This window comes from Xanthomonas sp. NCPPB 3200 (assembly GCF_056393585.1).
In genome coordinates this window covers 2,756,213-2,781,182 of the sequence record NZ_CM150785.1, presented here as the reverse complement: position 1 = coordinate 2,781,182, position 24,970 = coordinate 2,756,213, and the positions used below count along the sequence as shown (strand labels likewise).

The following is a 24,970-nucleotide window of genomic DNA, read 5'->3' as shown; positions in this document are numbered from 1 at the left end:
GGGAATCAGGAATCGGGAATCGGGAATCGGGAATCGGAAGAGTGGTGACATTCATTCTTTCGTTGGAAGAAAGCGGACTACGCGCATTCGCGCCTGTGCTCAAGCGGGCACCGCTAACATCTCATTAGCTCGCACTACCGATTCTCCAATCCCGATTCCCCATTCCCCGGCCGCAAAGCGGCCTAAAGCCACCGCGCTCGCTTGAACAGGCGATACAACACCAGGCACGAGGCGACCACGCCGGCTACCAGCAGCGGGTAGGCATAAGGTTTGTCGAGTTCTGGCATGTGGGTGAAATTCATGCCGTACCAGCTGGTGATCAGGGTGGGCGCGGCCAGCAGCGCGGCCCAGGCGCCCAGGCGTTTGACGGTTTCGCCCTGGGCCAGGGTCACCATCGACAAGTTGACGCTCAGCGCGGTGCCCAGCATTTCGCGCAAGGTGTCGATGGCGTCGTTGATGCGCACGGCATGGTCGAGTACGTCGCGCAGGTAGATGCCGACCTCGTCGTGGATCAGCGAGCCGGGGTTGCGCTTGAGGTGCGAGAGCACGTCCTGCAATGGCGCCACGACCAACCGCATCTTGTTGAGTTCGCGCTTGAGCTCGTACAGGTGCACCACGGTTTCGCGCTTGTAGTTGTCGGCGAAGATGTCCTTTTCCAGGCCTTCCAGCGTGTCGCGGAACTCGTCCATGATCGGCAGGTAGTTGTCGACCACGAAGTCGAGCACGCCATACAGGCAGAACGAGGCGCCCATGCGCAGCATCGCCGGTTCGCGTTCGACCCGGTGCCGCACCGGCGTGTACGACAGCGATGCGCCATGGCGCACCGTCAACAGAAAGCGCGCGCCCAGAAACGCGTGCGTCTCGCCGTAGCGGATGCGCTCGTTGACCAGTTGTGCGGTGTTGACCACCACGAACAAGGAATTGCCGTAGCTCTCGGCCTTGGGACGTTGGTGCGCCTTGAGCGCATCCTCGATGGCCAGATCGTGCAGGCCGAACTCATCCTGCAGCTTGTGCAGCACCGACTCCTGCGGCTCGTACAGGCCGACCCAGACAAAGCCATCCGGGCGCTGCAGCACGTCGCTGATCTGCTCCAGGCTGATGTCGTGGCGCTCGCCCTGGCCGTCGTAATAGGCGCAGGTGATGACGCAGGAGGGGTTGTCCGGATGGCGGCCGTGGTGGTTCATGGGCGCATCCTGGATCAGCGCGTGCGGACGGACAAGTCACGCCGCCGCAACGCGATGGCGAGCGCGGCATGGATCGGCAACAGCAGCAGCACCCACTGCAGGTTGTCCTGCGCCTGGAACGACAGCCAGTGGATCAGCAGCGCAAGCAGTGCCGCGGCGGCCACCACCCAGCGCAGCACATCGAACCAGCGCCCGGGCCGGCGCCCGCGCAGCATGGCGATACCGCCGATCAACAGCAGCACGCACAGCGGGTTGACCAGCAACAGGTTGCGATTGGCCCAGGCCGACTGATGCGCGGTGAAACCCCACAGATACACCAGCAAGCCGCCGCCGATCGCGCACAGCAACCAGTACGGCAGGGCCAGGGCGGCCAGCACGCGTTGCCGGCGACCGAATGCCAGCACGCCGGCAGCGACGATCAGCCCGGTCAGCAGCCATGGCCACCAGTGGCGCTGCTGTTCGGCCGGCTCCGGTGCGATGCGATGCGGCAGCAGGACCTGGGTGGACTGCACCAACGGGCGGCCGGCGCTGTTGTGCACCTGGGTCAGGCTGTCGGCCAGGCGCATCGGCACGAAGGCTTCTTCCCAGCGCGACAGCGGGCGGTCCGCATACGGCCCCAGGCCCAGGTCGAAGCCCAGCCACATCCACGGGGCAGGCGAGGCCAGGCGCACCGCTTCGCTGCGGAAGGTGTTGCCACGCGAGCGCCCGGCCAGTTGCGATTTCAACGCGCCACCCATGGCGCGGTCCAGCGTGTCGCGGACCATGGTGGCGCAGTTGGCCACGAAGTAATCGTAGTGGTAGCGCGCGTTCTCGGGCTGGCTGCGGATGGCCAGCCCGTCAGCCAACGCGCGCGCCTGGTCCGGTGGCAGGTCCAGCCACTGGATGCTGACGCCGCGGCCGACCGCACGGTATTGCTGCAGGTCTTCTTCCAGCGGCAACGCGACCAGGTAATACATCATCTCGCCGCGCGCAAAGCGGGGGACGAAATCCGGCTCGCCGGGGTCGAAGAAGCCAAAGTTGTACGAGGTGGCCTGCCCGGTGACGGGATCGACCACCACGATGGCATCGTGGCCGAAGCGCTCGAAGAACACCTCGCCCGGCTGCATGGTGACCACGCCGACCCGCGGTGCCGGAACATTGGGCTGGGCGAGCGCCTGCCCGGTGGCCTGGGCCATGGCGGCAGGTACCGCCAACCACGCCAGCAACAGCAGCAGACACGCTGCCGCGCAGCGCCGGATGCTGCCGCGGCCTGGCGCTGCAGCACTCACGCGGTACCAACGGTTCAAGCGTCGTCCTGCGGGTCTGGCGGCAGAATGGTCACGTGGAAGGCGTGCACGCGCCGCGCATCAGCCTTGGCCACACGGAAGGCAAAGCGCCCCAGCGTCAGCTCTTCGCCGGTTTCCGGCAGGTGGCCGATCGCATCGGTGACCAGGCCGCCGACGGTGTCGTACTCGTCGTCCGGGAAGTCGGCACCAAAGCGCTCGTTGAAGTCTTCGATCGGCGTCAGCGCATCGACCACATAGCGGCCGTCGGCCTGGATCGCGATCAGCGAATTCTCGTCTTCGGCATCGTCGTGCTCATCGTCAATCTGGCCGACGATCTGCTCCAACACGTCTTCGATGGTGACCAACCCGGCGACGCCGCCGTACTCGTCAACCACGATCGCCATGTGGTTGCGCGACAGCCGGAATTCCTTGAGCAGCACGTTGAGCTTCTTGGACTCGGGGATCAGCACCGCCGGGCGCAGCAGTTCGCGCACGTTGCCGGGGCCGTTGTCGGCGACCACGCCGCGCAACAAGTCCTTGGCCAGCAGGATGCCGAGCACTTCGTCCTTGTTCTCGCCGTGCACCGGGAAGCGCGAATGGCCGGATTCCACCACCTGCTTCATCAGGTCGATGAAGCGCGCCTCTACCGGCAGCGAGACCATCTGCGAGCGCGAGATCATCACGTCGCCCACGGTGAGCTCTGACACGGAGATTGCGCCTTCCATCATGCGCAAGGTGTCTGCAGCGATGAGACCGTCCTGTTCGGCGGTCCGCAGCAGCGCGACCAGTTCGTCGCGGGTATGGGGTTCGCCAGAGAAGGCAGCGCTCAGGCGCTCAAGCCAGCTACGGCGTTTTTCGGGTGTTTCTTGGGATTGGCTACTGTCGTCTTCGGACATCGTGACGTGGGACGGCACCCGGCAAACCAGGCGATAGCCGTCAGTCTAACAGGAAGCCGCTAAGGCGCTGTGGACGGGGCCGGGGTGGGCGCTGCGCGTCAGGGCAGGTCCAGGCTGTAGCCGCAGCCGACCACGGTCTTGCCCGGATGCGACTTCACGTTGGAGACGCTGAGCACGATCGATTCAATCATCGCCTCGCCGGTCTTGGGGTTGGTGGTGTCTTCGCTGACCAGCTCACGGCCGTACATGACCTTGTCGGCGTTATCCACGCCCAGTTCCAGGTTCAGCTGTCTGGCCAGCGGGCGCGGGTCGGGCAGGTCCAGCAGCGCCATGACGCTGGCCCCGGAGAACGCGATGTGGGTGGTGCTGTGGCCGAACACGCTGATCGGCGTGTTGAGCGTGTACTCGGTCATGAACAGGTTGGCCTGGTCCAGCGGCGTCCAGCCCAGCGCCACCGCCTTGAGCGGGTCGGCCAGCACCGGTGCCAGCGCGTTGAAGTCGCCAATGCGCTGGCGGCATTCGATCAGGGCCGGCAGGTCGGGGCGTGCCGGCGCGGCCTGCGCCCAGGCGCTGGAGCAGGCCAGCAACAGCGACGCGGTGGCGAGGCAGGCTCGCATCAGCGCTCTCCCGCATACGGGTCGTCGATGCCGAGATCGGCCAGGATCTCGCGTTCGAGTTGCTCCATCGCATCGGCTTCCTTGTCGTCTTCGTGGTCCCAGCCGAGCAGATGCAGCGTGCCGTGCACGGTCAGATGGGCGTAATGCGCGGCCAGCGACTTGCCTTGTTCGGCCGCCTCGCGCGCCACCACCGGCGCGCAGATCACCAGATCGCCGAGCAGCGGCATCTTGACGCCCTTGGGCAGGCCTTCGGGTAAATCGGCCGGGAAGCTCAGCACATTGGTGGCGTAATCCTTGCCCCGGTAATGATGGTTGAGCGAGCAGCCTTCCTTCTCGTCGACAATCCGCACCGCCAGGTCGGCCTCGCGGATGCGTCCCTTCAGCGCAGCGGCCACCCACTTGCGAAAACTCACCGCCGACGGCAGACCGGCGCGCGGCAGCGCATAACTGACAGCGACGTCGAGGCGGACAGGTCCACGGGTCATGGCGAGAGTTTCCTGGGCAGAGGGTCAGCGCGTGCAGGTGATCAGCAGAATCACCGCAGGCCCGTTGGCCACGCGGTAGCTCGAACTGCCGATCGGGCCCCGCCCGCAGCCGCGATTGTAATCCCGCACCCGCAAGCTTGAAACGAATCCTGGCTGGTCATGCAGCCAGACCGCACGCGATCGGGATGCCCGGCGACGGCGACGACTGCGTCTGTCAGCACCAGGCTGACAGGGCGCGAACTCACTCGGGCTGTTGCTTGGCGGCAGCGTCCTGCTGATCGCGCTTTTCATAGGCCGTGACGATGCGCTGCACCAGCGGGTGGCGCACCACGTCGCGTGCTTCGAAGAAGGTGAAGCTGGCGCCGTCCACCTCGCGCAGCACCTCGATTGCGTCGCGCAGGCCGGACTTGACGTGCTTGGGCAGGTCGATCTGGGTCAGGTCGCCGGTGACCACCGCGGTGGAGCCGAAGCCCAGCCGGGTCAGGAACATCTTCATCTGCTCGATGGTGGTGTTCTGTGCCTCGTCCAGGATCACGTAGGCATCGTTGAGCGTGCGGCCGCGCATATAGGCCAGCGGCGCGATCTCGATGACGTTCTTTTCCAGCAGCTTGACCACTTTTTCCACGCCCAGCATTTCGTAGAGCGCGTCGTAGAGCGGGCGCAGGTACGGGTCCACCTTCTGGCTGAGATCGCCGGGCAGGAAGCCCAGCTTCTCGCCGGCTTCCACCGCCGGGCGCACCAGGATCAGCCGCTGTACGCGCGATTCGTTCAAGGCTTCCACCGCGCTGGCCACGGCCAGGAAGGTCTTGCCGGTGCCGGCCGGGCCGATGCCGAAGTTGATGTCGTGCGTGGCGATCGCATGCAGGTACTTGGCCTGGTTGGCGCCGCGGCCACGCACGGTGCCGCGTTTGACCTTGATCGCCACGTCCTGGGCCACGTAGGAACGATCGACCACCTGCTCGACGTTGGCATCGTTCAGGCGCAGGTGGATGGCGTGGTTGTCGAAGGTGGTGGAGGCGGCTTCCTCGTACAGGGCGGTCAGCAGCGTCTGCGCGGCGGTGATCGCCGGCTCCGGGCCAGTGACGCGGAAGACGTTGCCGCGGTTTGCGATCTCCACGCCGAGCTTGAGTTCGATCTGGCGCAGGTGCGCGTCGAACGGGCCGGCCAGGTTGGCCAGGCGCTCGGTGTCGTCGGGGTCCAGGGTGAAGTCGCGATGTGCAGGTGAGTTCATGGTCGGATCGGACCGCGCACGCATGCGCTGGTCGGTTGGGCGGCAGACGAGGGTAGCGCGCAGCGTGTGATCCCACCAACACGCCAGGCCACTGCAAGCGCACGGTCTGGCCGATCCCCGGCGGTGCGCGCGGGTTTTCCACAATCGCTGTGGAGTCACGCATCACTAACCTGTGGATAAAAATCGTGGTGCCTACTCGCACAAGGTCCGGCAGGGACATGGTGAAAAAATCACCACTGCGATGGCGGTTGTCCACAAGCGGTGTGGATCGAATTCGGCAAAGCCTGTGGGTAAGTGCTCGCACGCCTTATGCCGCAAGGTGTTGCAGACAAGTGGTGAAATTTTGATCACTTGCCTTGCGTGCCGTGTGACCAGGGACGTCGGCGTCGTTGCTGTGCGCGATCACGACCATGCCTGGCGTATGCGAGCAATGCGCGCCGTTGTTGACCTAGACCGACCACGGCTTCGTAGCGCGCAGATGCTGGAGCGCCGATCGGCGAATGCAGTGCGGCAAGCACGCAGCTGCGTGCTTGCCGAAGATCGAGGTGCGAGGCACGACGCGCGTGACCTCAACGCAATTGCCAGCGTGTTACACGCACGCAGCTACGCAAAGCAACGCAACAACGATGGCAGGCAGACGCAGCATCGCGTGTCCGGCCGCTGGATACGAGACCAGTGACCAACTAGCGCGTACCTTCCAGTCAGCAAGACGCGATGCATGCCGTGGCGCCACGCGCCCCGGCACCTATGCGGTATCAGCTTTCGCTGTCGTCCACCTGGATAAGACCGCGCAGCGAATTGCTCATCGCCTCGGTGATCAGGACATCGACGAACTGCCCGATCAGGCGCGGATTGCCGGGGAAATTCACCGGGCGCATATTCTCGCTCTTGCCGGTCAATTCGTTCGGATCGCGCCGCGACGGGCCTTCCACCAGTACCCGTTGCACGCTGCCGACCATGGACTGCGAAATGCGCGTGGCGTGCGCGTTGATCTGCGCCTGCAAACGCGCAAGCCGTGCCTGTTTGACGGCTTCCGGCGTGTCGTCCTGCAGGTCCGAAGCCGGCGTGCCGGGACGCCGCGAATACACGAACGAGAAACTCTGGTCGAAGCCCACGTCCTCGATCAGCTTCATGGTCTTTTCGAAATCCGCTTCGGTCTCGCCGGGGAAACCGACGATGAAGTCCGAGCTGATCGAGATATCCGGACGCACCGCGCGCAGCTTGCGGATCTTGGACTTGAATTCCAGCGCGGTGTAGCCACGCTTCATCGCCGACAGGATGCGGTCGCTGCCGGCCTGCACCGGCAGATGCAGATAATTGGCCAGCTGCGGCACATCGCGGTACGCATCCACCAGCGAGTCGGAAAATTCCAGCGGGTGCGAAGTGGTGAAACGGATACGGCCGATGCCCTCGATCTGCGCGATGGTGCGGATCAACAGGCCCAGATCCGCGTATTGCGCCGCGTCGCCGGCATCGGCGCCGTACGCACCGCGATACGCGTTGACGTTCTGGCCGAGCAGATTGATCTCGCGCACGCCTTGCGCGGCCAGCTGCGCCACCTCCACCAGCACGTCCTCGAACGGCCGGCTGACTTCTTCGCCACGGGTGTAGGGCACCACGCAGAACGAGCAGTACTTGGAGCAGCCTTCCATGATCGACACGAACGCCGACGGACCCTCGGCGCGCGGCTCAGGCAGGCGATCGAACTTCTCGATTTCCGGAAAGCTGATGTCCACCTGCGACTTGCCCGACTCGCGCCGCGCGCGGATCAGCTCCGGCAGGCGATGCAGGGTCTGCGGGCCGAACACCAGATCCACGTAGGGCGCGCGCTTGACGATGGCCTCGCCTTCCTGCGAGGCCACGCAGCCGCCCACGCCGATGATCACCGGCTTGCCGCCGGCCTTCAGCGCCTTCCAGCGGCCCAGCTGGCTGAACACCTTTTCCTGCGCCTTCTCGCGGATGGAGCAGGTGTTGACCAGCACCACGTCGGCGTCTTCGGGGTTGTCGGTCAGCTCCAGGCCTTCGGAGGCGGCGAGCACGTCGGCCATCTTGGCCGAGTCGTACTCGTTCATCTGGCACCCGTGGGTCTTGATGTAGAGCTTGCCGCGCACCACGGCAGGCGCCGACGGGCGGGCCACCGGCAGCGGCAACAGGGCAGGTGCGTCCACGGCGGTGGCCGCGGACAGGTCGGAAACGGATGTCCCGGGCATGGCGCTTATTCCAGGCGGGTAGAAGATAGCCGCACAGTTTACCCGCTTGCGCCGGGCCCGTCCGCTTGGTCAGGCCTTGGCGTTGGTGGCCTCGGCGCGCGCGAACGCCGGCCGGTCGGCCATGCGGGCGATGTAGGCGCGGGTGCTGGCAGGCGGGTCGATCAGGCCGAAATCGACCATCCAGCCCAGCGCGCCGCCCCACAGCACATCGGCCGCGCTGCAGCGCTGGCCCAGGAGATAGTCGCCCTTGGCCAGCTGCGCATCGATCACTTGCAGCACCGTGGCGCAGTCGGCGTAGGGCGAGATCGAGCGCGGCGGCGCATCGCGCTTCATCGCGCGGTCGATGATCGCCGGCTCGAACGCCGAGCCGTAGAAGGCCAGCCAGCGCAGGTAGGCGCCGCGATCGGCATCGCCCGGCGCCGGCGACAGCCCGGCTTCCGGATACAGCTCGGCAAGATACTGGTAGATCGCGCCCTGTTCGGTGACCACGCTGTCGCCATGCCGGATCGCCGGAATCTTGCCCATGGGGTTGATCGCCAGGTACGCGGGCGCGAGTTGCTCGCCCTTTTCCAGATTGACGATCTGCAGGTCGTAACTGGCGCCGAGCTCTTCCAGCAGCACCAGCACGCCGCGCGAACGCGAACGGGGATTGTGGAACAGGGTGATGTGGCGCTGGTCGGACATTGCGGTTTCCTTGGTGGATGCGGAAGGCATAGAGACGAGGTGCCAGGCAATCCTACGCAGCTATTGCGGACAGTTTCTGTCCGCAATACGGTAACGCGATGGCCTCGACCACTGCCCGCTTGTTGCGTCTGCTTGCGCTGCTGCAGGGCGGCCGCAGCTGGTCCGGCGTGGCGCTGGCCGAGCGGCTGGAACTGCATCCGCGCAGCGTGCGGCGCGCGATCGAGCGCCTGCGCGAGTTGGGTTACCCGGTGCATGCCGTGCCCGGCGCCGGTGGCGGCTACCGGCTGGGGCAGGGTGCGGCCGCCCTGCCGCTGTTGTTCGAAGAAGACGAGGCGTTGACGGTGGCGATCGCGCTGCGCGCAGCGGCCCCGGCGATACGCGGCATGGATGCCGCAGCGGCGCGGGTGCTGCGCAAGCTCGATCCGCTGTTGCCGCGGCGCAGCGGCCAGCGTGCCAGTGCCGCGCACGCGGTCACCGCCAGTCTGCCGGTCACCGGGGAGGTGGGTGCCCTGGTGGATGCGGCGCTGCTGGCGCAACTGGCCAGCGCCTGCCGCGACCGGGTCACGCTGCGGCTGGACTATCGCCGCCACTCCGGTGCCCCGATCACGCGTTGCATCGAGCCGGCCCTGCTGGTGAATTACGGGCGGCGCTGGTATCTGCTGGCCTGGGACTGCGAGCGCCAGGACTGGCGCACCTTGCGCGCCGACCGCATCGACCGGGCCGAGACGACCGGCGCGCAATTCGCCGCTCGCGCACTGCCGGAAGAACCACTGCAACTCCTGCGCAAGGCGATCGGCGAGTCGCCGTTTCCGTGCCGGGCCCGGGTACGCCTGCACGGCACGCTGGAGGCACTGGCAGCGCGCATCCCGCCCTGGCTGGGCGCGCTGGAAGCCGACGGGCCGGCGCATTGCTGGCTGGGCCTGGGCGCGCCGAGCATGCCGGCGCTGGCGGCCAACCTGCTGCTGCTCGACCTGCCGTTCGATACGATCTGCCCGGACGCCGTGCGCGTGCCGCTGGCCGAGGCGCTGAACGCGTTGCGGGCGCGGCTGGAGCCACTCCCCGGATAACCGTTTGGGCCACTTGGCAAGCCCGGGCCAAGCTGGGACACTCCGCCGCATGAAGGGGATGTCAAGATTGCTGGGGCTGTTACTCGTCACGTTGCCGGCAGCGCCGGTCTGCGCGGGCACCTTGTACAAGTGTGTCAGCGGCGACGGAATCACCAGCTACCTGAGCAAGCGCCAGAGTGGCGCGACCTGCAGTGTCATCAGCAGCTATACCCTCGAGCGATCCGCGCGCCGCGCGCCGCCGGCCATGGCTCGCCCGGCGCAGGGTATGGTCGCTGGCCCTGCGCGCGCCAGTACCTCGATCGACAGCGGCGCGCCGGCCACCATCATCAGTCAGCCGGTTGGCCAGGCGCCACGCCGCGCTGCCGAGGTCGCCTCGGCGGTGACGCCGCGCGCGCTGCCGGTGGCGGAGACCTCGGTCGTGCAGGCACCCGCCGCCGCGGTCAATCCGCGCCGGGTGGTCAGCGGGCAGGTCTACTCGTATATGAAGGACGGCGTGCGTCATTACACCAGTGCGCGCCCGCGTCAGGTCGCCAGCATCGAAGGCCTGCGCACCATCCATTACAGCTTCATCGAGACCTGTTACGCCTGCGCGGCCAAGCCCGGCGTCAATTTCGGCGCGATCCGGCTCAACACCAATGCCTATCAGCAGGAAATCACCGCAGCCGCGCGCGAGTTCGGGGTCGAGGAAGCGATCGTGCGCGCGATCATCCATGCCGAGTCGGCCTACAACCCGCTGGCACTGAGCCGGGCCGGCGCGCAGGGGCTGATGCAGTTGATGCCCGGCACCGCGCGCCGCTTCGGTGTCAGCGATGCCTATGATGCAACGCAAAATATTCGCGGTGGCGTGCAATATCTTTCGTGGTTGCTGAAGCGCTTCAATGGCGATCTCACGCTCGCCGCTGCCGGCTACAACGCCGGCGAGGGCGCGGTGGATCGCTACGGCGGCGTGCCGCCTTACAGCGAGACCCAGCGCTACGTCCAACGCGTCGGCGTGCTGGCCGGGCGCTATCGTGGGCAGACCACGGCGGCCAACTGAGCCGTGTGCTTTGCACGCATCTGCGCGCGCTGCGGCCTGCTTTGACAGTCGCGCGCCGAGACGGACGTCATGCGGTCACCAGGCCGCGCAGGTCACCATCGCACCGGCGCGATAGTGCAGCCAACGCGCAGCATGTCTGCAACTGGCGCGATCTTTTTGTCAGTACTGCGTCACAGCTGTCCGCCTTGCGCAGGGCTGGCGCGTGATGCGGTCGACGCGTGCCTGCATCCAGTGTTTGCACTGCGCCGGTTCGACTGCGTACATTGCGTTGTCTGTGCATTAAGCGTTCCGCTACACTGCGGTCGATTCATCGCGGCTGGACCCCCCGCCAGCCGTTGGCAGCCTCACGCTACCTAATCAAGATCGGAGAGCCGGATGGCCAACGATGGGGTTAACGCACCTGCTGATATCGGGCGTCGTCGGTTCTTGACCGCGACAACGGCCGTGGTCGGTGCGGTCGGAGCAGGATTTGTCGCAGTTCCGTTCGTGAAGTCGTGGAATCCCAGCGCACGCGCCAAGTTGGCCGGTGCCCCGGTGACCGCCGACATCAGCGCCTTGCAGGAAGGGCAACGGCTGGTTCTGGAATGGCGCGGTCAGCCCATCTGGATCGTCAAGCGCTCCAAGGCGATGCTCGACGCACTGCCATCGCTGGATGACCGGCTCAAGGATCCCAAGTCCGAGAACAAGGACCAGCAGCCCGACTACGTGCTGAAGAACCCCGAATACCGCTCGATCAAGTCCGACATCTCGGTGCTGGTCGGGCTGTGCACGCATCTGGGCTGCTCGCCGGAAATGGTCGCCGAGATCCGCCCCGAGCCCTACGACCCGCAATGGAAGGGCGGCTACTTCTGCCCCTGCCACAAGTCGCGCTTCGACATGTCCGGCCGCGTCTTCGACGGCGTGCCGGCACCGATCAATCTGCTGGTGCCCCCACACCACTACGTGGACGACAACACCCTGGTGATCGGCGTCGATCCCGACGCTGCCGGGACGTCGGCCAACAGCACGGGGGCTGCCTGATGAGCAATATCCTGGTCCGTACCGCCAACGGTGTGTTCGATTGGGTCAACGAACGCGCGCCCGGGCTGATGCCCATGTACCGCAAGCACGTCAGCGAATACTACGCGCCGAAGAACTTCAACCTCTGGTACTACTTCGGCTCGCTGGCCATCGTGGTACTGGTCAACCAGATCGTCACCGGCATCTTCCTGACGATGCACTACAAGACCAGCGCGGCCGATGCGTTCGCCTCGATCGAATACATCATGCGCGACGTGGAGTGGGGCTGGCTGATCCGCTACATGCACAGCACCGGCGCCTCGCTGTTCTTCATCGTGGTGTATCTGCACATGTTCCGTGGGCTGATGTACGGCAGTTACCAGAAGCCGCGCGAGCTGGTGTGGATTCTCGGCATGCTGATCTACCTGGTGCTGATGGCCGAAGCCTTCATGGGCTACGTGCTGCCGTGGGGGCAGATGTCGTTCTGGGGCGCGAAGGTGATCATCTCGCTATTCGGCGCCATCCCGGTGATCGGCAACGGGCTGACCGAATGGATCATGGGCGACTATCTGCCCGGCGATGCCACGCTCAACCGCTTCTTTGCGCTGCACGTGATCGCACTGCCGCTGGTGCTGTTGCTGCTGATCGTGCTGCACATCGGCGCGCTGCACGAAGTGGGCTCCAACAATCCCGATGGTGTGGAGATCAAGAAGGGACCCAAGGGCAACCGCTGGGACGCGCACAAGCCGGCCGACGGCATCCCGTTCCATCCGTATTACACGGTCAAGGATCTGGTCGGGGTCGGCTTTTTGCTGCTGATCGCGGCCTTCATCATCTTCTTCGCGCCGGCGTTCGGCGGTTTGTTCCTGGAGCACGACAACTTCACCGAGGCCAATCGCCTGGTGACCCCGGAGCACATCAAGCCGGTCTGGTACTACACGCCGTACTACGCGATGTTGCGGGTGGTCCCCAACAAGCTCGGCGGCGTGCTGGTGATGTTCTCGGCGATCGCGATCCTGTTCCTGGTGCCATGGCTGGATAGGGCCAAGGTGCGCTCGATCCGCTACCGCGGCTGGATCTCCAAGGTCGCGCTCGGCGTGCTGGTGGTGTGCTTCGTGTGGCTGGGCGTGATCGGCTCCGGTCCTGGCACCGACGCACACGAAACCTACGTCGGGCGCGTGCTGACCTTCCTATACTTTGCCTTCTTCATCACCATGCCGGTGTGGACGCGGCTGGACAAGACCAAGCCGGTGCCGGAGCGGGTGACCACCCATGACTAATTCCAACGTGAGGTCATGGATGTCGCGCGTGGTCGCCCTGTTGTGCGGGCTGACCCTGGCCGCAGGGGCGCTGGCAGCCGAAGGCGGAAAGGTGCAGCAGGCCGGCAACGACCTGAGCGACCGAGCCTCGCTGCAGCGTGGCGCGCAGTTGTTCATGAACTACTGCTCCGGCTGCCACTCGCTGAAGTACCTGCGCTATTCGCGCATGGCCAGCGATCTGGGACTGAGCGAAGAAGAGGTCATGACCAACCTCAACTTCACCGGCGCCAAGATCGGCGAACACATCGAAGGCACCATGCCGCACGATGCGGCCACCAAGTGGTTCGGCAAGGCGCCGCCGGATCTGACCTTGATCGCCCGCGTGCGTGGCACCGACTGGGTCTATACCTATCTCAAGTCGTTCTACCTGGATCAGACCCGCCCCCTGGGCTGGAACAACCAGCTGTTTCCGAATGCCTCCATGCCCAACCCGCTGTGGGAGCTGCAGGGTCTGCAGCAGGCGCAGTTCGGCCCGCCCGACAAGGCGACCGGCGACAAGCCGGTGCAGGCGCTCAAACTCGGTCAGCCAGGGCGACAGACGCCGGTCGAGTTTGATCAGACCGTGCGCGATATCGCCAACTTCCTCGAATACGCCGGCGAACCGGCGGCCTTGAAGCGGCAGAGCATGGGCGTGTGGGTGATCCTGTTCCTGGCCTTGCTCACCTTCATGGCCTACCTGCTGAAGAAGGAATACTGGAAGGACGTGCACTGACCGGTCTGCAGGCCGGTCATCGGATGCAGAGCGCATCGGCCATGCATGCGCAAACCATGCAACGGCTGCAGCAAACCGACCGCTGAGCCCCTCTCCCCGCGGGAGAGGGGTGCGGTGAGGGTCGGCAAGCAATCACTGCTTCGGTGGACGACAAATCGCCTCTGCCGCATCCAATGTCGTGCACTAGCAGTCGCGCCGTCACCGCACGCGCACGTGACCGGAAGCTGCATCTCGGCGCAACAAGCGGCCTGTCCGGGCATTAATCGGCCCTATCACTCTTGGCTTTTGCGTGACGTGATTGCACACTCGAAGGACCGTGGTGACGGTCGGCGTTGGGCCGGCCGCGCCGATGCGGCCGGCGGATTCCGGTCGTCGGAGAGCCTTGAATGGCGACGAGTGTGCGTATGCGGAATACCTTGACTTTGTTTTCGTCAAACGACGACGTGTTGTGCCACCGGGTCCGTCTGGTCCTGGCGGCGAAAGGGGTGACCTACGACCTGGTGCCGGTCGACCCGCAAAATCCCCCGGAAGATCTGATCGATCTCAATCCCTACCATTCGGTCCCGACCCTGGTCGAACGCGATCTGGTGCTGTACGCGGCATCGGTGGTCAGCGAATACCTGGACGAGCGCTACCCGCATCCGCCGTTGATGCCGGTCGATCCGCTCTCGCGCGCACGTTTGCGTCTGGCGATGCTGCGGATCGAGCACGACTGGGTGCCGCAGGTACAGGCCATCCAGCTCGGCAACAAGACCCAGGCCGAGGCCGGCCGCAAGCGCCTGAAGGAACTGCTCACCGCCTCGGTGCCGCTGTTCAAGGCCAGCAAGTTCTTCCTCAATCCGGAAATGAGTCTGGCCGATTGCGCGATGGCGCCGATCATCTGGCGACTGGACGCGTTGGAGATCGGTCTGCCCAAGGACGGCAAGGCGATCGAAGACTACGGCAACCGGATCTTCCGCAATCCCGGCTTCATCCGCAGCCTGACCGATCAGGAAAAGAAACTGCGCGACCTGCCGGGCTGATGCGACGGCTGTATGCCAACAGACCGACGCCCCAACGCGCAGCCGCCGCTGCGGGCCGTGTGCGGGTAAAATGACGCCATGAGCGAAGATTTCCCCCGCATGACCAGCCATCGCCCGTACCTGCTGCGGGCCTTGGTCGAATGGATCAACGACAACGGCATGACCCCGCACGTCCTGGTGGACGCCGGGCTGCCCGGCGTGCAGGTGCCTGCCAGTGCCGTCAAGGACGGCCGCGTGGTGCTGAACATCGCCGAGCGCGCCGTGGTCGGGCTGCAGGTCGACAACGAAAGCGTGCAGTTCACCGCGCGCTTTGGCGGCGTCAGTTATCCGGTGATGGTGCCGATGGCCGCGGTCCTGGCGGTGTATGCACGCGAGACCGGGCAGGGCATGGCCTTGCCGGACGATATCCCAGGCACCAGTACCGAGCCGCCGGATCCGGGTGCACCGCCGCCAAGCGCGCCCACGCCGGACGAGCCGCCGAGCGCGGGCAAGCGTCCGCATCTGCGCGTGGTCAAGTAACTGCACGCACGGACGCGCATCGCGCGTTCGTGCGTTGTTGCGCCATGTACGCGTGCGGTTTGCATCGCACGCGCATTTTTCCAACAGAACCCAGGACACGCCGTTGCATGTGTGCATCGGCGTTGCGGATCGGCGGCAGCAACGCGGATCTTCGGTCGTACGGCGCTGCATGCAGGCCAGGTGCCTGCAAATGCACCCAGTAATCGAATTGCGGTCAGTTCAGGCGCTGATGGTCCGGGCTCAACGGCGTCACCGTGGCCACCTGCGGTCCGGTGAAGGCGATCAATTGATCGCCGCGCAGCACCAGGCGGCCGCTATGACGGTCGATGCCGTCGTAGGAATACTCGAACCGGAACGTCCGCTCGAAGCCCAGCCAGCCATTGGGCTTGCGGCAGATGCGGATGTTGGTGGAATGCACGCTCTGGTCCAGCCATTGCACATCGGCGGCGCGGCAGGCATTGCGGCCGAGGATATCGGCACGTTCGGCCGCCGCACGCGAGGAGTTCCAGAACGCGTACAGCGCGGCGCCGGCAATCATGAAGAGGATAAGGCTGGGCATGGCGTCAATGTGCCATGGCCTGCGCCCGATCGACAATCGTCGCGCCGGGCCGCAGCGTTGCGTTGATGGCTGGTGGCTAGCGACCCGATGTGCCGGCCGGCATCCGCCGCTTGTGCAGGCATCCCTTCGCTGCACCAGCAACGGCTGTCGTCACGTCGCGCGAGTGCTCGGCATCGCGCCCGGTCGAACTGGAGTTGACGGGAAGGCTGCAGCAGGTCGAATCGGTGCAGCGGACGCACCGGGCTTGGCCGCTGCGCAGTCAGGTCGACAGCCGCTTTAACCATTCACCGCCATTCCCGTGGTCGGCTTGTGTCGGGCGCAGCGCAACCCCATCCATTGGACTTCGCCCCGTTGAATCCACACGCCGCGTCTGGCCTGGCATCGCGGCCTGCGGCATTGCCTATGCATCCTGTCCTGCAGCAATTCCATCCTGTCGTGGCTGCGTGGTTCGCGCAGACCTTCGCTGCGCCCACGCCGGCGCAGATTGCCGCGTGGCCGGCGATCCAGGCCGGACGCCACACGCTGGTGGCCGCGCCGACCGGCTCGGGCAAGACGCTGACCGCGTTCTTCGCGGCCATCGACGCGTTGATCCGCGATGGCCTGGCCAACGGCGGCGCGCTGCCGGACGAAACCCGCGTGGTCTACGTCTCACCGCTGAAGGCGTTGTCCAACGACATCCACCTCAATCTGGATGCGCCGTTACAGGGCATCCGCACGGCGCTGGTCGCGAGCGGTCTGCCGGATGTCGCGGTGCGCACGGCGGTGCGTACCGGCGACACCCCGCAACGCGAGCGCGCACAGGCGCGCCGCACGCCGCCGCATATCCTGGTGACCACGCCGGAGTCGCTGTATGTGCTGTTGGGCTCGGCCTCCGGGCGCACTGCGTTGCGGCATGTGCGCACCGTCATCGTCGATGAGATCCATGCGGTGGCGGCGGACAAGCGCGGTAGTCACTTGGCGCTGACCCTGGAGCGATTGCAGCGGCTGGCCGAGCGCCCGATCACCCGCGTCGGGCTGTCGGCCACGCAGAAGCCGATCGAGACGGTGGCGCAGTTCCTGGTCGGGGCGGGCGATGCCGGCCGGCCGCCGCAGTGCGAGATCGTCGATATCGGCTACACCCGCAGGCGCGATCTGGCCCTGGCCCTGCCGCCGACGCCGCTGAGTGTGGTGATGTCCAACCATCAGTGGCTGCAGGTGTATGCCGATGTCGCCACGCTCGCGCAGCAGCATCGCACCACGCTGGTGTTCGTCAACACGCGGCGCATGGCCGAGCGCGCTGCGCGCCATCTTGGCGATCTGCTCGGCAAGCAGCGCGTCGCCGCGCACCACGGCAGCCTGTCGCGCGAAACGCGTCTGCTGGCGGAGCAGCGACTCAAGGCCGGCGACCTTACCGTGCTGGTGGCCACCGCATCGCTGGAACTCGGCCTGGATATCGGCGATGTGGACCTGGTCTGCCAGCTCGGTTCGCCGCGCTCGATCGCCACCTTCCTGCAGCGTGCCGGACGCTCCGGGCATGCGGTTGGCGGCACGCCGAAGGCGCGCCTGTTTCCGCAGACCCGCGACGAACTGGTCGAATGTGCTGCATTGCTGGACAGCGTGCGCCGCGGTGAGCTGGACGCCTTGCGCATTCCGCTGGCGCCGATCGATGTGCTTGCACAACAGATCGTGGCCGAGGCCGCGTGCGAGGATTGGGACGAAGATGCGCTGTTCGCCTTGGTGCGCCGCGCCTGGCCGTTCGCGCAGTTGAGCCGCGCGCGCTTCGATGACGTGGTGCGGATGCTGTGCGACGGCTTCAGCACACGGCTCGGGCCGCATGCAGGCTACCTGCATCGCGATGCGGTGCATCGGCGCCTGCATGCGCGCCGCGGCGCACGCATGACTGCGCTGACCTCCGGCGGCACCATCCCAGAAACCGGCGACTACAGCGTGGTGCTGGAACCGCAGGCCGAAAAGATCGGCACGGTGAACGAGGATTTTGCGGTCGAAAGTCTTACCGGCGACGTGTTCCAGCTCGGCAATGCCAGCTACCGCATCCTGCGCGTGGATGCCGGGCGCGTACGTGTGGAGGACGCCAAGGGCGCGCCACCGAACATCCCGTTCTGGCTGGGCGAGGCGCCCGGCCGCAGCGACGAATTGTCGGCGGCGGTGTCACGTCTGCGTGGCGAGATTGCGCTGCGGCTGGATAGCCCGCCACATCAGGCCGCCTGCGACTGGCTGCACACCGTGCTGGATCTCTCGGTGGAAGCGGCACGCCAGCTGGTCGACTATCTCGCCCATGCCTGCACCGCGCTGGGCGCGATGCCCACCCAGCAGTGCCTGGTGATGGAGCGCTTCTTCGATGCCAGCGGCGGCACCCAGCTGGTGATCCACTCGCCGTACGGCAGCCGCATCAATCGTGCCTGGGGGCTGGCGTTGCGCAAGCGCTTCTGCCGCACCTTCAACTTCGAACTGCAGGCCGCCGCGACCGAGGATGCGATCGTGTTGTCGCTGTCCACCAGTCATAGTTTTGTCCTGGAGGAGGTGGCGCGCTACCTGCATTCGTCATCGGCAGAGCATGTGTTGATCCAGGCCTTGCTGGATGCGCCGCTGTTCGGCGTGCGCTGGCGCTGGAATGCGACCAATGCGATGGCGCTGCCGCGCTTTGCCGGTGGCAACAAGGTCGCGCCGCAACTGCAACGGATGAAGTCGGAAGATCTGCTGGCGACGGTGTTCCCCGATCAGGTCGCCTGCGCGGAGAATCTGGTCGGCGAGCGCGAGGTGCCGGATCATCCGTTGGTGGCGCAGACACTGGAAGACTGCCTGCATCAGTCCATGGACAGCGAGGGCTGGTTGCAGGTGCTGCGCGGGCTGGAGTCGGGGGCGATCACGTTGGTGGCGCGCGATCTGGCGGCACCGTCGCCGCTGGCGGCAGAAGCCTTAAATGCGCGTCCGTACGCATTCCTGGACGATGCACCGCTGGAAGAACGCCGCACCCAGGCCGTACAAAGCCGTCGCTACACCCCGCAGAGCAGCGACGACCTGGGGCAGCTCGATCCCGAGGCGATCGCCTCGGTGCGCGAACAGGCCTGGCCGCAGCCGCGCGATGGTGAAGAAATGCACGAAGCGTTGGTCGGGCTGGGCGTGCTTCCGGTCGATGAAGCGGGCGATGCGCACTGGCAGGCCTGGTTGGCTGCACTTGCAGGCGATGGGCGTGCCAGCTGCCTTGCGTTCGACGGTGTGCCCGCGCTGTGGATCAGTGCCGAGCGCATCGACTGGTTTGCGCCACTGTATGCGCATGCCGTTGCGCTACCGCCGCTACAGGCGCCGGCAGATTGCCGCGTTGCCGACTGGCAGCGCGACTGGGCCGTGCGCGAGCTGCTGCGCGGCCGCCTGTCTGCGGTCGGCCCGGCGCAGGTGTCGGCCCTGGCCGGCGCCTTGCGTTTGCCCGAGTCCGAGATCGTGCTTGCCCTGGCCGCCCTGCAGCGCGAGGGCTATGTCATGGCCGGCCATTTCAACGCGCAGGCGCAGGCGGAAGAGTGGTGCGAACGCCATCTGCTGGCGCGCATCCATCGCTATACCCTGGGACGGTTGCGCCGCGAGATCGAGCCGGTGGCACAACGCGATTACGCGCGGTTCCTGTTCGAGTGGCAGCACCTCGATAGCGCCAGCCGGGTGGCGGGGCCGGACGCATTGGCCGGCGTGGTCGGCCAGCTGGAAGGTTTCGAGGCACCTGCAGTGCTGTGGGAGAGCGAGCTGCTGCCGGCACGCGTGCGCGACTATCAACCGGCCTGGCTGGACGAGCTGTGCACCGCCGGGCGCACCGTGTGGGCGCGACTGCGGCCCGGTGGTGGCCGCAGCGGTGCCGCGCTGCGCAGCACGCCGATCGTGTTGCTGCCGCGTCGCGAGGCGCAGCGCTGGAGCGGCCTGGCACGCGATGCCGACGACGCGCCGCTGGGCTCGCGCGCGCAGCGGGTGGCGGAGGTGCTGCAGCAGCAAGGCGCCTTGTTCTTCGACGAGATTGCCGATGCGGCCCGCCTGATGAGCACCGAGCTGGAAGATGCCCTGAGCGAACTGGTGATGCGCGGGCGTGCGCATTGCGACAGCTATGCCGGGCTGCGCGCGCTGCTGGTGCCGGCCTCCAAGCGGCCCTCGGCGCTGTCGCGCCACCGACGCCGCGCCAGCGCGCTGGGCATTCGCGATGCCGGCCGCTGGGCGCCGGTACGCGCGCTGCCGGAGCTGCCGCTGGCCGAAGCGGACGAGCGCCACCAGGACATGCTCGAACATGTGGCGCATACCTTGTTGCGGCGCTACGGCGTGGTCTGCTGGCGGCTGCTGGAGCGCGAGGCGGCGTGGCTGCCGCCGTGGCGCGAGCTGCTGCGCATGTATCAGCGGCTGGAAGCGCGTGGCGAGATCCGGGGCGGGCGTTTCATCGCCGGGCTGTCCGGCGAGCAGTTCGCGTTGCCGGATGCGATCGCGGCGCTGCGCCGCGTGCGTGCGCAGGCCTTGCCGCAGCAGTGGGTATGCGTCAGTGCGAGCGACCCGAGCAATCTGTTGGGCAGCGTCCTGCCGGGCGAGCGCGTGGCGCGCGTGCCGGGCAACCGTGTGGCGTATCTCGATGGCCTGCCGATGGCGGTGTGGGTGGCAGATCGCTTCCAGCCGCTGCAGGACTTGAGCGACGAACAGGCCGAGCAGGCCCTGCGCATGCTGCAGCGTGGACCGGGCTCCGCCGAGCAGACGCCGATGGAGCAATGGCTGGCTCAGTCGCCCGGCAGCACCGCGCGTGCGCCGCTCGCGCGCGGCAGCGGACGCGACAGATAGGGGTTGTCCGGGACCACCCAGCGCCACGGCGCATCCACCGCCTTGCGGATGCCGATGCGCGGTGTCGCCAGCGCTGCGGAGGGCGGCGGCAGGCCATCGTCCTCGATCCACAGACGTGCGGCTGCGTCGGTCAGATCCAGCCCGTTGTCCGTCGCGCTCACCGCGAATGCCTGGGCCAGGCGACCGGGACCGGTGGTCAAGCTCTTGAGTGGAGCAGCGTTGCGCGCGGCCTGCATGGTGGCGATCCCGGCCAGCGGTTCGAGTGCGCGGATCAGCACCGCGTGCCCGGGCGCACCACCGCACACCGCGTTGATCGCCCAGTGCATGCCGTAGATGAAATACACATACAGATGCCCCGGTGCGCCGAACATCACCTGCGTGCGCGGGGTCATGCCGCGAAACGAATGCGCGGCCGGATCTTCGCTGCCGCAATACGCCTCGACCTCGGTGATGCGGCCGCGGCGTCCGTCTGCGCTGACCAATACCTTATTGAGCAAGCGCGGCGCGACCTGGCGGGCATCGTGCGCATAGAAGCTGCGTGGAAGTGCTTGTGACGACATGCGCCCAGCCTAACCGCGCAGTCGTGATGTCCCAGCGGACTGTTCCGGACACAGCAGAAACCAGGGGTAGGAATTTTCCGAACGCGGACCGTACGAGCGCGTGACCGGTCACAAAAGCGCATATCCGATGGTGTGAATACGCGGTTAAGTGCCGTTTGCGTCTCAAGCGCGTTTTGCCCTCGCCGATAGCCATTAGCGATTGGTTAGACAAGCCGCACACAGTGAGCGGCACCCGCACCAGGCCATCGGGCGACCCTGCGACGCAGGTCGCGCATGCACTACCTTCAAGAGAACTCCCCAATGTTAGGCAACTTCAGAATCGGAACCAGGCTGATCGTGGCGTTCCTGATCGTCTCGGCGATCGGCGCATGCATCGGGTGGGTGGGTTATTCCAACTCCGGTCGGATCAGCGACCTGTCGACCTCGCTTTACGAGCGCGAGCTGCTCGGCTTGTCGAACGTCAAGGAGGCCAATATCAACCTGATTTACGCCGGCCGCGCACGCGCCAACCTGTTGCTGGCCAGCAGCGCCGAAGAGCGCCAGTCGCATGTGCAGAACATCGACAAGTACACCGCCAAGGTGGTCGATTACATGACGCGCGCGCGTTCCAGCTTCCAGACCGAGGAAGGCAGGAACAAGCTGGCGCAGTTCGACCGCGCCTGGCAGAAATACCTGGAAGAGCGCGGCCGCTTCATCGACGCCGCCAACCGCGAAGCCTTGCGCGACGCCAACCCGGAACTGGCCGAACTCTCGCGTGCGGTGCGTGCCAGCTCGGATGAAGTCGATACCTTGATGACCGATCTGAGCGGCCTGCGCGAGCGCAGCGCTGCCTCGGCCAATGCCGAAGCCGGCAGCATCCATGCGCGCAGCTCCAAGCTGCTGATGGCCATCATCTGCGGCGGCGTACTGCTCGGCGCGGTTCTCGGCGTGGTGATCAGCCGCAGCGTCACCGGCCCGATCCGCCGCGCGGTGACGGTGGCCAACGGGCTGTCCGAAGGCGATCTGACCATGCGCATCGACGTGCATGGCCGCGACGAAACCGCGCAGCTGCTCGAAGCGATGCGCACGATGGTGCAGAAGCTGTCGCAGGTGGTCGGCGAGGTCAACACCAGTGCCGAAACCCTGGCCAGCGCGTCGGAGGAAGTCAGCGCCACCGCGCAGTCGTTGTCGCAGGCCGCCAGCGAACAGGCCGCCGGTGTGGAGGAAACCAGCGCTTCGCTGGAGCAGATGACCGCATCGATCAGCCAGAACACCGAAAACGCCCGCATCACCGATGGCATGGCCACGCAGGCCGCGAAGGAGACCATCGAAGGCGGCGAAGCGGTGGTCGCCACCACCCAGGCGATGAAGCAGATCGCGCAGAAGATCGGCATCATCGACGACATCGCGTATCAGACCAATCTGCTCGCGCTCAATGCAGCGATCGAAGCGGCGCGCGCCGGCGAACACGGCAAGGGCTTTGCCGTGGTGGCCGCCGAGGTGCGCAAGCTGGCCGAACGCAGCCAGGTGGCCGCGCAGGAGATCGGCGAGGTGGCCAGTTCCAGCGTCGAACTGGCCGATCGCGCCGGCCGTCTGCTCGACACCATCGTGCCCAGCATCAAGCGCACCTCGGACCTGGTGCAGGAGATTTCCGCGGCTTCCGAAGAGCAATCCTCCGGTGTCAGCCAGATCAATTCGGCGGTGGTGCAGCTGAGCCAGACCACCCAGCAGAACGCCAGTGCGTCGGAAGAACTGGCCGCCACTGCCGAGGAAATGAGCGCGCAGGCCGAGCAGTTGCAGCAGAGCATGGCGTTCTTCCGCCTGGGCGGGCAGGGGCCGGCGAGCACGCCGCCCAAGCGCGGCAAGGTGGCGGCCGCACGCCCGGCACGTGCGCCCGGTGCGCGCGGCTGGCGCAGTGACGCAGCACCGGCCTATGCGATGTCCGAGGGCCCGGACGAAGGCCAGTTCGCCCGCTTCTGAGAGACCGATCGATGACTGCACAGACCCCCGATGTGATGCCTGGCGACGCCGATGCGGCGGCCCAGTACCTGACCTTCCAGCTGGATGGCGAAACCTTCGCCATCAGCATTCTTGGCATTCGCGAAATCATCCAGTACCGCGCACCCACGCCGGTGCCGTCGATGCCGGCCTGCGTGCGCGGGGTGATCAACCTGCGCGGTGCGGTGGTGCCGGTGGTGGATCTGCAGTCGCGGCTGGGGCGTGCCGACAGCGCGATCGGCAAGCGCAGCTGCATCGTGATCCTGGCCACCGAGCAGGCGCAGGGAACGCAGGTGATCGGGGTGCTGGTCGATGCGGTCAACGCGGTGATCGAACTGGCCGATCAGGACATCGAAGCGGCGCCATCGTTCGGCACGCATATCCGCCGCGACTTGCTGCGCGGCATGGGCAAGGTGGGCGAGCGCTTCGTGGTGCTGCTGGAGATGGAGCAGGTGCTGCAGGTGGACGAAATCGCCGGCAACACCGATGCCCTGGCAGCCTGAGCCTGGCCAAGCGCAGCTGGCGATACGGCTGCCGCCTGGCAGCTGATCGCTACACGCGTTAGCCACGCAAGACAGGCGCGCTGGCGGGTGTGTGTGCACTGCGGTCGTAAGTGGAAAGCCTGCAGCCGTACACAGGCATCGATCTAGCGATTCAAGGTTGCGCAGTCGTGTCGATCAGCGCCCTGCTGGCCTACCTCGCCGAGCCCATGCGCGGTCTGCCGCTCAGTCCTGCCGATGCCAGCCATTGAAGCGCTGCACGCAGTTGCGTCCATTGCCGATCGCGCCCTGCAGGGCGTGCCGCGCGCGCGCCAGCAAGGCATTGCTGTCGAGCGAGGCACCGGCTGCCACCTCGACCAGCCCTGCGCTGATCGTCAGTGCGCCGGCTGGCCAGCTGGCCGCTTCGATCGCCTTGCGCACAGCCTCGATCAGCTCCATTGCCGTGGTTGCCGCTGTTTCCGGCAAGGCAATACAAAGTTGATCCCGGCTCAATCGTGCCACCGTGGCGGCATCCGGCAACTGCGCTTCGATCACCCTGGCAGCCTGGATCAGCGTTGCATCCGCCGCCGCGGCGCCCGCCTGCAATCTCAGCCGTTTGAAGCCATCCAGCTCGATCAGCGCCAGGGCGAGCGATGGCGTGGCGGCAGTGGGCGAGCTCTGTGCGTGTGTCTGCAGCGCATGTTCCAGACCGGCGCGGTTCCACATGCCGGTGAGTTCGTCGCGCAGCGCGTCCAGCTCGACCAGCTTGGCCGCACGGCGCAGCTCGATGGTGTCGACGACCTGCCGTGCCAGCGCCTGCAGTGCGTCGCGCTCGGCTGCCGACAGGCGCCGGGGTGTGCGATCCAGCACGCATAGCGTGCCCAGCGCGATCCCATCGGAGGTCAGCAGCGGGGCGCCGGCATAGAAGCGGATCTGTGGCTCGCCGGTGACCAGCGCATTGCCCACGAAGCGCGCATCCTGGTGGGTGTCGCCCACCTCCATCACCTGGTCGGGTTCGAGGATCGCGTGCGCGCAGAACGACAGTTCGCGCGGGGTTTCGCGTGGCGCCATGCCCAGTTTCGATTTGAACCACTGGCGCTGCGTGTCGATCAGCGAAATCAGGGCCATCGGCGTCCCGCAGAGCTCGGCCGCGCTCGAGGTGAAGGCGTCGTAGACCGGCTCCGGTGCAGTGTCCAGCAGCTGGTAGTCCTGCAATGCAACCAGACGTTCGTCTTCGTTCGCCGGCAGTCGCGCCGCAACGGCGGCGTTGCGCGGCAGCAGCGTCGCGTGGAAGAGGTGCAACGCGGACGCGTCAGGAATCTGCATGGATAGACCACCGGAACAAGGCGCCG

Annotated in this window: 20 protein-coding genes and 1 pseudogene; 10 read left to right on the top strand and 11 right to left on the bottom strand. The window is 66.4% G+C overall.

Annotated elements, in window-relative coordinates:
* Window positions 1-182: 182 nt before the first annotated feature.
* The 8 genes and pseudogenes from AC06DU_RS12210 to AC06DU_RS12175 all read right to left on the bottom strand — a co-directional run bounded on the left by AC06DU_RS12210 (window position 183) and on the right by AC06DU_RS12175 (window position 8,515).
* A complete protein-coding gene (locus tag AC06DU_RS12210; protein WP_478202521.1) occupies window positions 183-1,184 on the bottom strand; it encodes a magnesium and cobalt transport protein CorA in 1,002 nt (333 codons plus the stop codon).
* Window positions 1,185-1,198: 14 nt separating this feature from the next.
* A complete protein-coding gene (locus AC06DU_RS12205) occupies window positions 1,199-2,470 on the bottom strand; it encodes a lipoprotein N-acyltransferase Lnb domain-containing protein (protein WP_478202520.1) in 1,272 nt (423 codons plus the stop codon).
* A complete protein-coding gene (locus AC06DU_RS12200; RefSeq protein WP_024939270.1) occupies window positions 2,467-3,345 on the bottom strand; it encodes an HlyC/CorC family transporter in 879 nt (292 codons plus the stop codon). The genes AC06DU_RS12205 and AC06DU_RS12200 overlap by 4 nt, the downstream gene beginning before the upstream one ends.
* Window positions 3,346-3,443: 98 nt before the next feature.
* Window positions 3,444-3,962, bottom strand: coding sequence for a hypothetical protein (locus tag AC06DU_RS12195; RefSeq protein WP_024939271.1), 519 nt, complete (start codon window positions 3,960-3,962; stop codon window positions 3,444-3,446).
* Window positions 3,962-4,447: an rRNA maturation RNase YbeY gene (gene ybeY, locus AC06DU_RS12190; protein ID WP_016901623.1), complete on the bottom strand. Its 486-nt coding sequence runs from the start codon at window positions 4,445-4,447 to the stop codon at window positions 3,962-3,964. The genes AC06DU_RS12195 and ybeY overlap by 1 nt, the downstream gene beginning before the upstream one ends.
* 241 nt (window positions 4,448-4,688) lie before the next feature.
* Complete coding sequence (locus tag AC06DU_RS12185) at window positions 4,689-5,678, bottom strand: PhoH family protein (RefSeq protein WP_478202518.1); 990 nt, start codon at window positions 5,676-5,678, stop codon at window positions 4,689-4,691.
* 755 nt (window positions 5,679-6,433) lie between these two features.
* Window positions 6,434-7,888: a tRNA (N6-isopentenyl adenosine(37)-C2)-methylthiotransferase MiaB gene (miaB, locus tag AC06DU_RS12180; RefSeq protein WP_026064129.1), complete on the bottom strand. Its 1,455-nt coding sequence runs from the start codon at window positions 7,886-7,888 to the stop codon at window positions 6,434-6,436.
* A gap of 38 nt (window positions 7,889-7,926) precedes the next feature.
* A pseudogene (locus AC06DU_RS12175) lies at window positions 7,927-8,515 on the bottom strand (glutathione S-transferase family protein).
* A 155-nt stretch (window positions 8,516-8,670) separates the two neighbouring features.
* On the opposite strand from AC06DU_RS12175, the gene AC06DU_RS12170 reads away from it, so the two are divergent.
* The 7 genes from AC06DU_RS12170 (at window position 8,671) to AC06DU_RS12140 (ending at window position 15,246) form a co-directional block, all read left to right on the top strand.
* Window positions 8,671-9,639: a helix-turn-helix transcriptional regulator gene (locus tag AC06DU_RS12170; RefSeq protein WP_478202517.1), complete on the top strand. Its 969-nt coding sequence runs from the start codon at window positions 8,671-8,673 to the stop codon at window positions 9,637-9,639.
* A gap of 49 nt (window positions 9,640-9,688) precedes the next feature.
* Window positions 9,689-10,675 carry a lytic transglycosylase domain-containing protein gene (locus AC06DU_RS12165; RefSeq protein ID WP_478202515.1) on the top strand — a complete coding sequence of 329 codons (987 nt, stop codon included), beginning with the start codon at window positions 9,689-9,691 and terminating at the stop codon, window positions 10,673-10,675.
* A gap of 375 nt (window positions 10,676-11,050) precedes the next feature.
* The gene (gene petA / locus AC06DU_RS12160) at window positions 11,051-11,695 is read left to right on the top strand and encodes a ubiquinol-cytochrome c reductase iron-sulfur subunit (protein ID WP_024939275.1); all 645 of its coding nucleotides are present in this window, start codon (window positions 11,051-11,053) and stop codon (window positions 11,693-11,695) included.
* On the top strand, window positions 11,695-12,954 hold the full coding sequence (locus tag AC06DU_RS12155) for a cytochrome b (RefSeq protein WP_024939276.1): 1,260 nt from the start codon (window positions 11,695-11,697) through the stop codon (window positions 12,952-12,954). The genes petA and AC06DU_RS12155 overlap by 1 nt, the downstream gene beginning before the upstream one ends.
* The gene (locus AC06DU_RS12150) at window positions 12,947-13,705 is read left to right on the top strand and encodes a cytochrome c1 (RefSeq protein ID WP_046343083.1); all 759 of its coding nucleotides are present in this window, start codon (window positions 12,947-12,949) and stop codon (window positions 13,703-13,705) included. Before AC06DU_RS12155 ends, AC06DU_RS12150 begins: the two co-directional genes overlap by 8 nt.
* Before the next feature lie 386 nt (window positions 13,706-14,091).
* Window positions 14,092-14,727, top strand: coding sequence for a glutathione S-transferase N-terminal domain-containing protein (locus AC06DU_RS12145; RefSeq protein ID WP_024939278.1), 636 nt, complete (start codon window positions 14,092-14,094; stop codon window positions 14,725-14,727).
* Window positions 14,728-14,805: 78 nt separating this feature from the next.
* Window positions 14,806-15,246, top strand: coding sequence for a ClpXP protease specificity-enhancing factor (locus tag AC06DU_RS12140; RefSeq protein WP_016901612.1), 441 nt, complete (start codon window positions 14,806-14,808; stop codon window positions 15,244-15,246).
* 214 nt (window positions 15,247-15,460) lie between these two features.
* Here AC06DU_RS12140 and AC06DU_RS12135 read toward each other — a convergent pair whose 3' ends face one another.
* Window positions 15,461-15,841, bottom strand: a complete 381-nt coding sequence (locus tag AC06DU_RS12135) for a DUF3301 domain-containing protein (RefSeq protein ID WP_039516191.1) — start codon at window positions 15,839-15,841, stop codon at window positions 15,461-15,463.
* Between the two features lie 366 nt (window positions 15,842-16,207).
* On the opposite strand from AC06DU_RS12135, the gene AC06DU_RS12130 reads away from it, so the two are divergent.
* Window positions 16,208-20,602 (top strand): DEAD/DEAH box helicase, encoded by a 4,395-nt coding sequence (locus AC06DU_RS12130; protein ID WP_478202514.1) that lies wholly within the window; start codon window positions 16,208-16,210, stop codon window positions 20,600-20,602.
* Here AC06DU_RS12130 and AC06DU_RS12125 read toward each other — a convergent pair.
* Window positions 20,542-21,162, bottom strand: a complete 621-nt coding sequence (locus AC06DU_RS12125) for a DNA-3-methyladenine glycosylase (RefSeq protein WP_054592738.1) — start codon at window positions 21,160-21,162, stop codon at window positions 20,542-20,544. The two genes, AC06DU_RS12130 and AC06DU_RS12125, sit on opposite strands and share 61 nt — an antisense overlap.
* Window positions 21,163-21,462: 300 nt before the next feature.
* On the opposite strand from AC06DU_RS12125, the gene AC06DU_RS12120 reads away from it, so the two are divergent.
* The gene (locus AC06DU_RS12120; protein ID WP_054592737.1) at window positions 21,463-23,121 is read left to right on the top strand and encodes a methyl-accepting chemotaxis protein; all 1,659 of its coding nucleotides are present in this window, start codon (window positions 21,463-21,465) and stop codon (window positions 23,119-23,121) included.
* Window positions 23,122-23,132: 11 nt separating this feature from the next.
* Window positions 23,133-23,642, top strand: coding sequence for a chemotaxis protein CheW (locus AC06DU_RS12115; protein ID WP_024939283.1), 510 nt, complete (start codon window positions 23,133-23,135; stop codon window positions 23,640-23,642).
* A gap of 222 nt (window positions 23,643-23,864) precedes the next feature.
* Here AC06DU_RS12115 and AC06DU_RS12110 read toward each other — a convergent pair whose 3' ends face one another.
* The gene (locus AC06DU_RS12110) at window positions 23,865-24,944 is read right to left on the bottom strand and encodes a sensor domain-containing diguanylate cyclase (RefSeq protein WP_478202512.1); all 1,080 of its coding nucleotides are present in this window, start codon (window positions 24,942-24,944) and stop codon (window positions 23,865-23,867) included.
* Window positions 24,945-24,970: the final 26 nt, after the last annotated feature.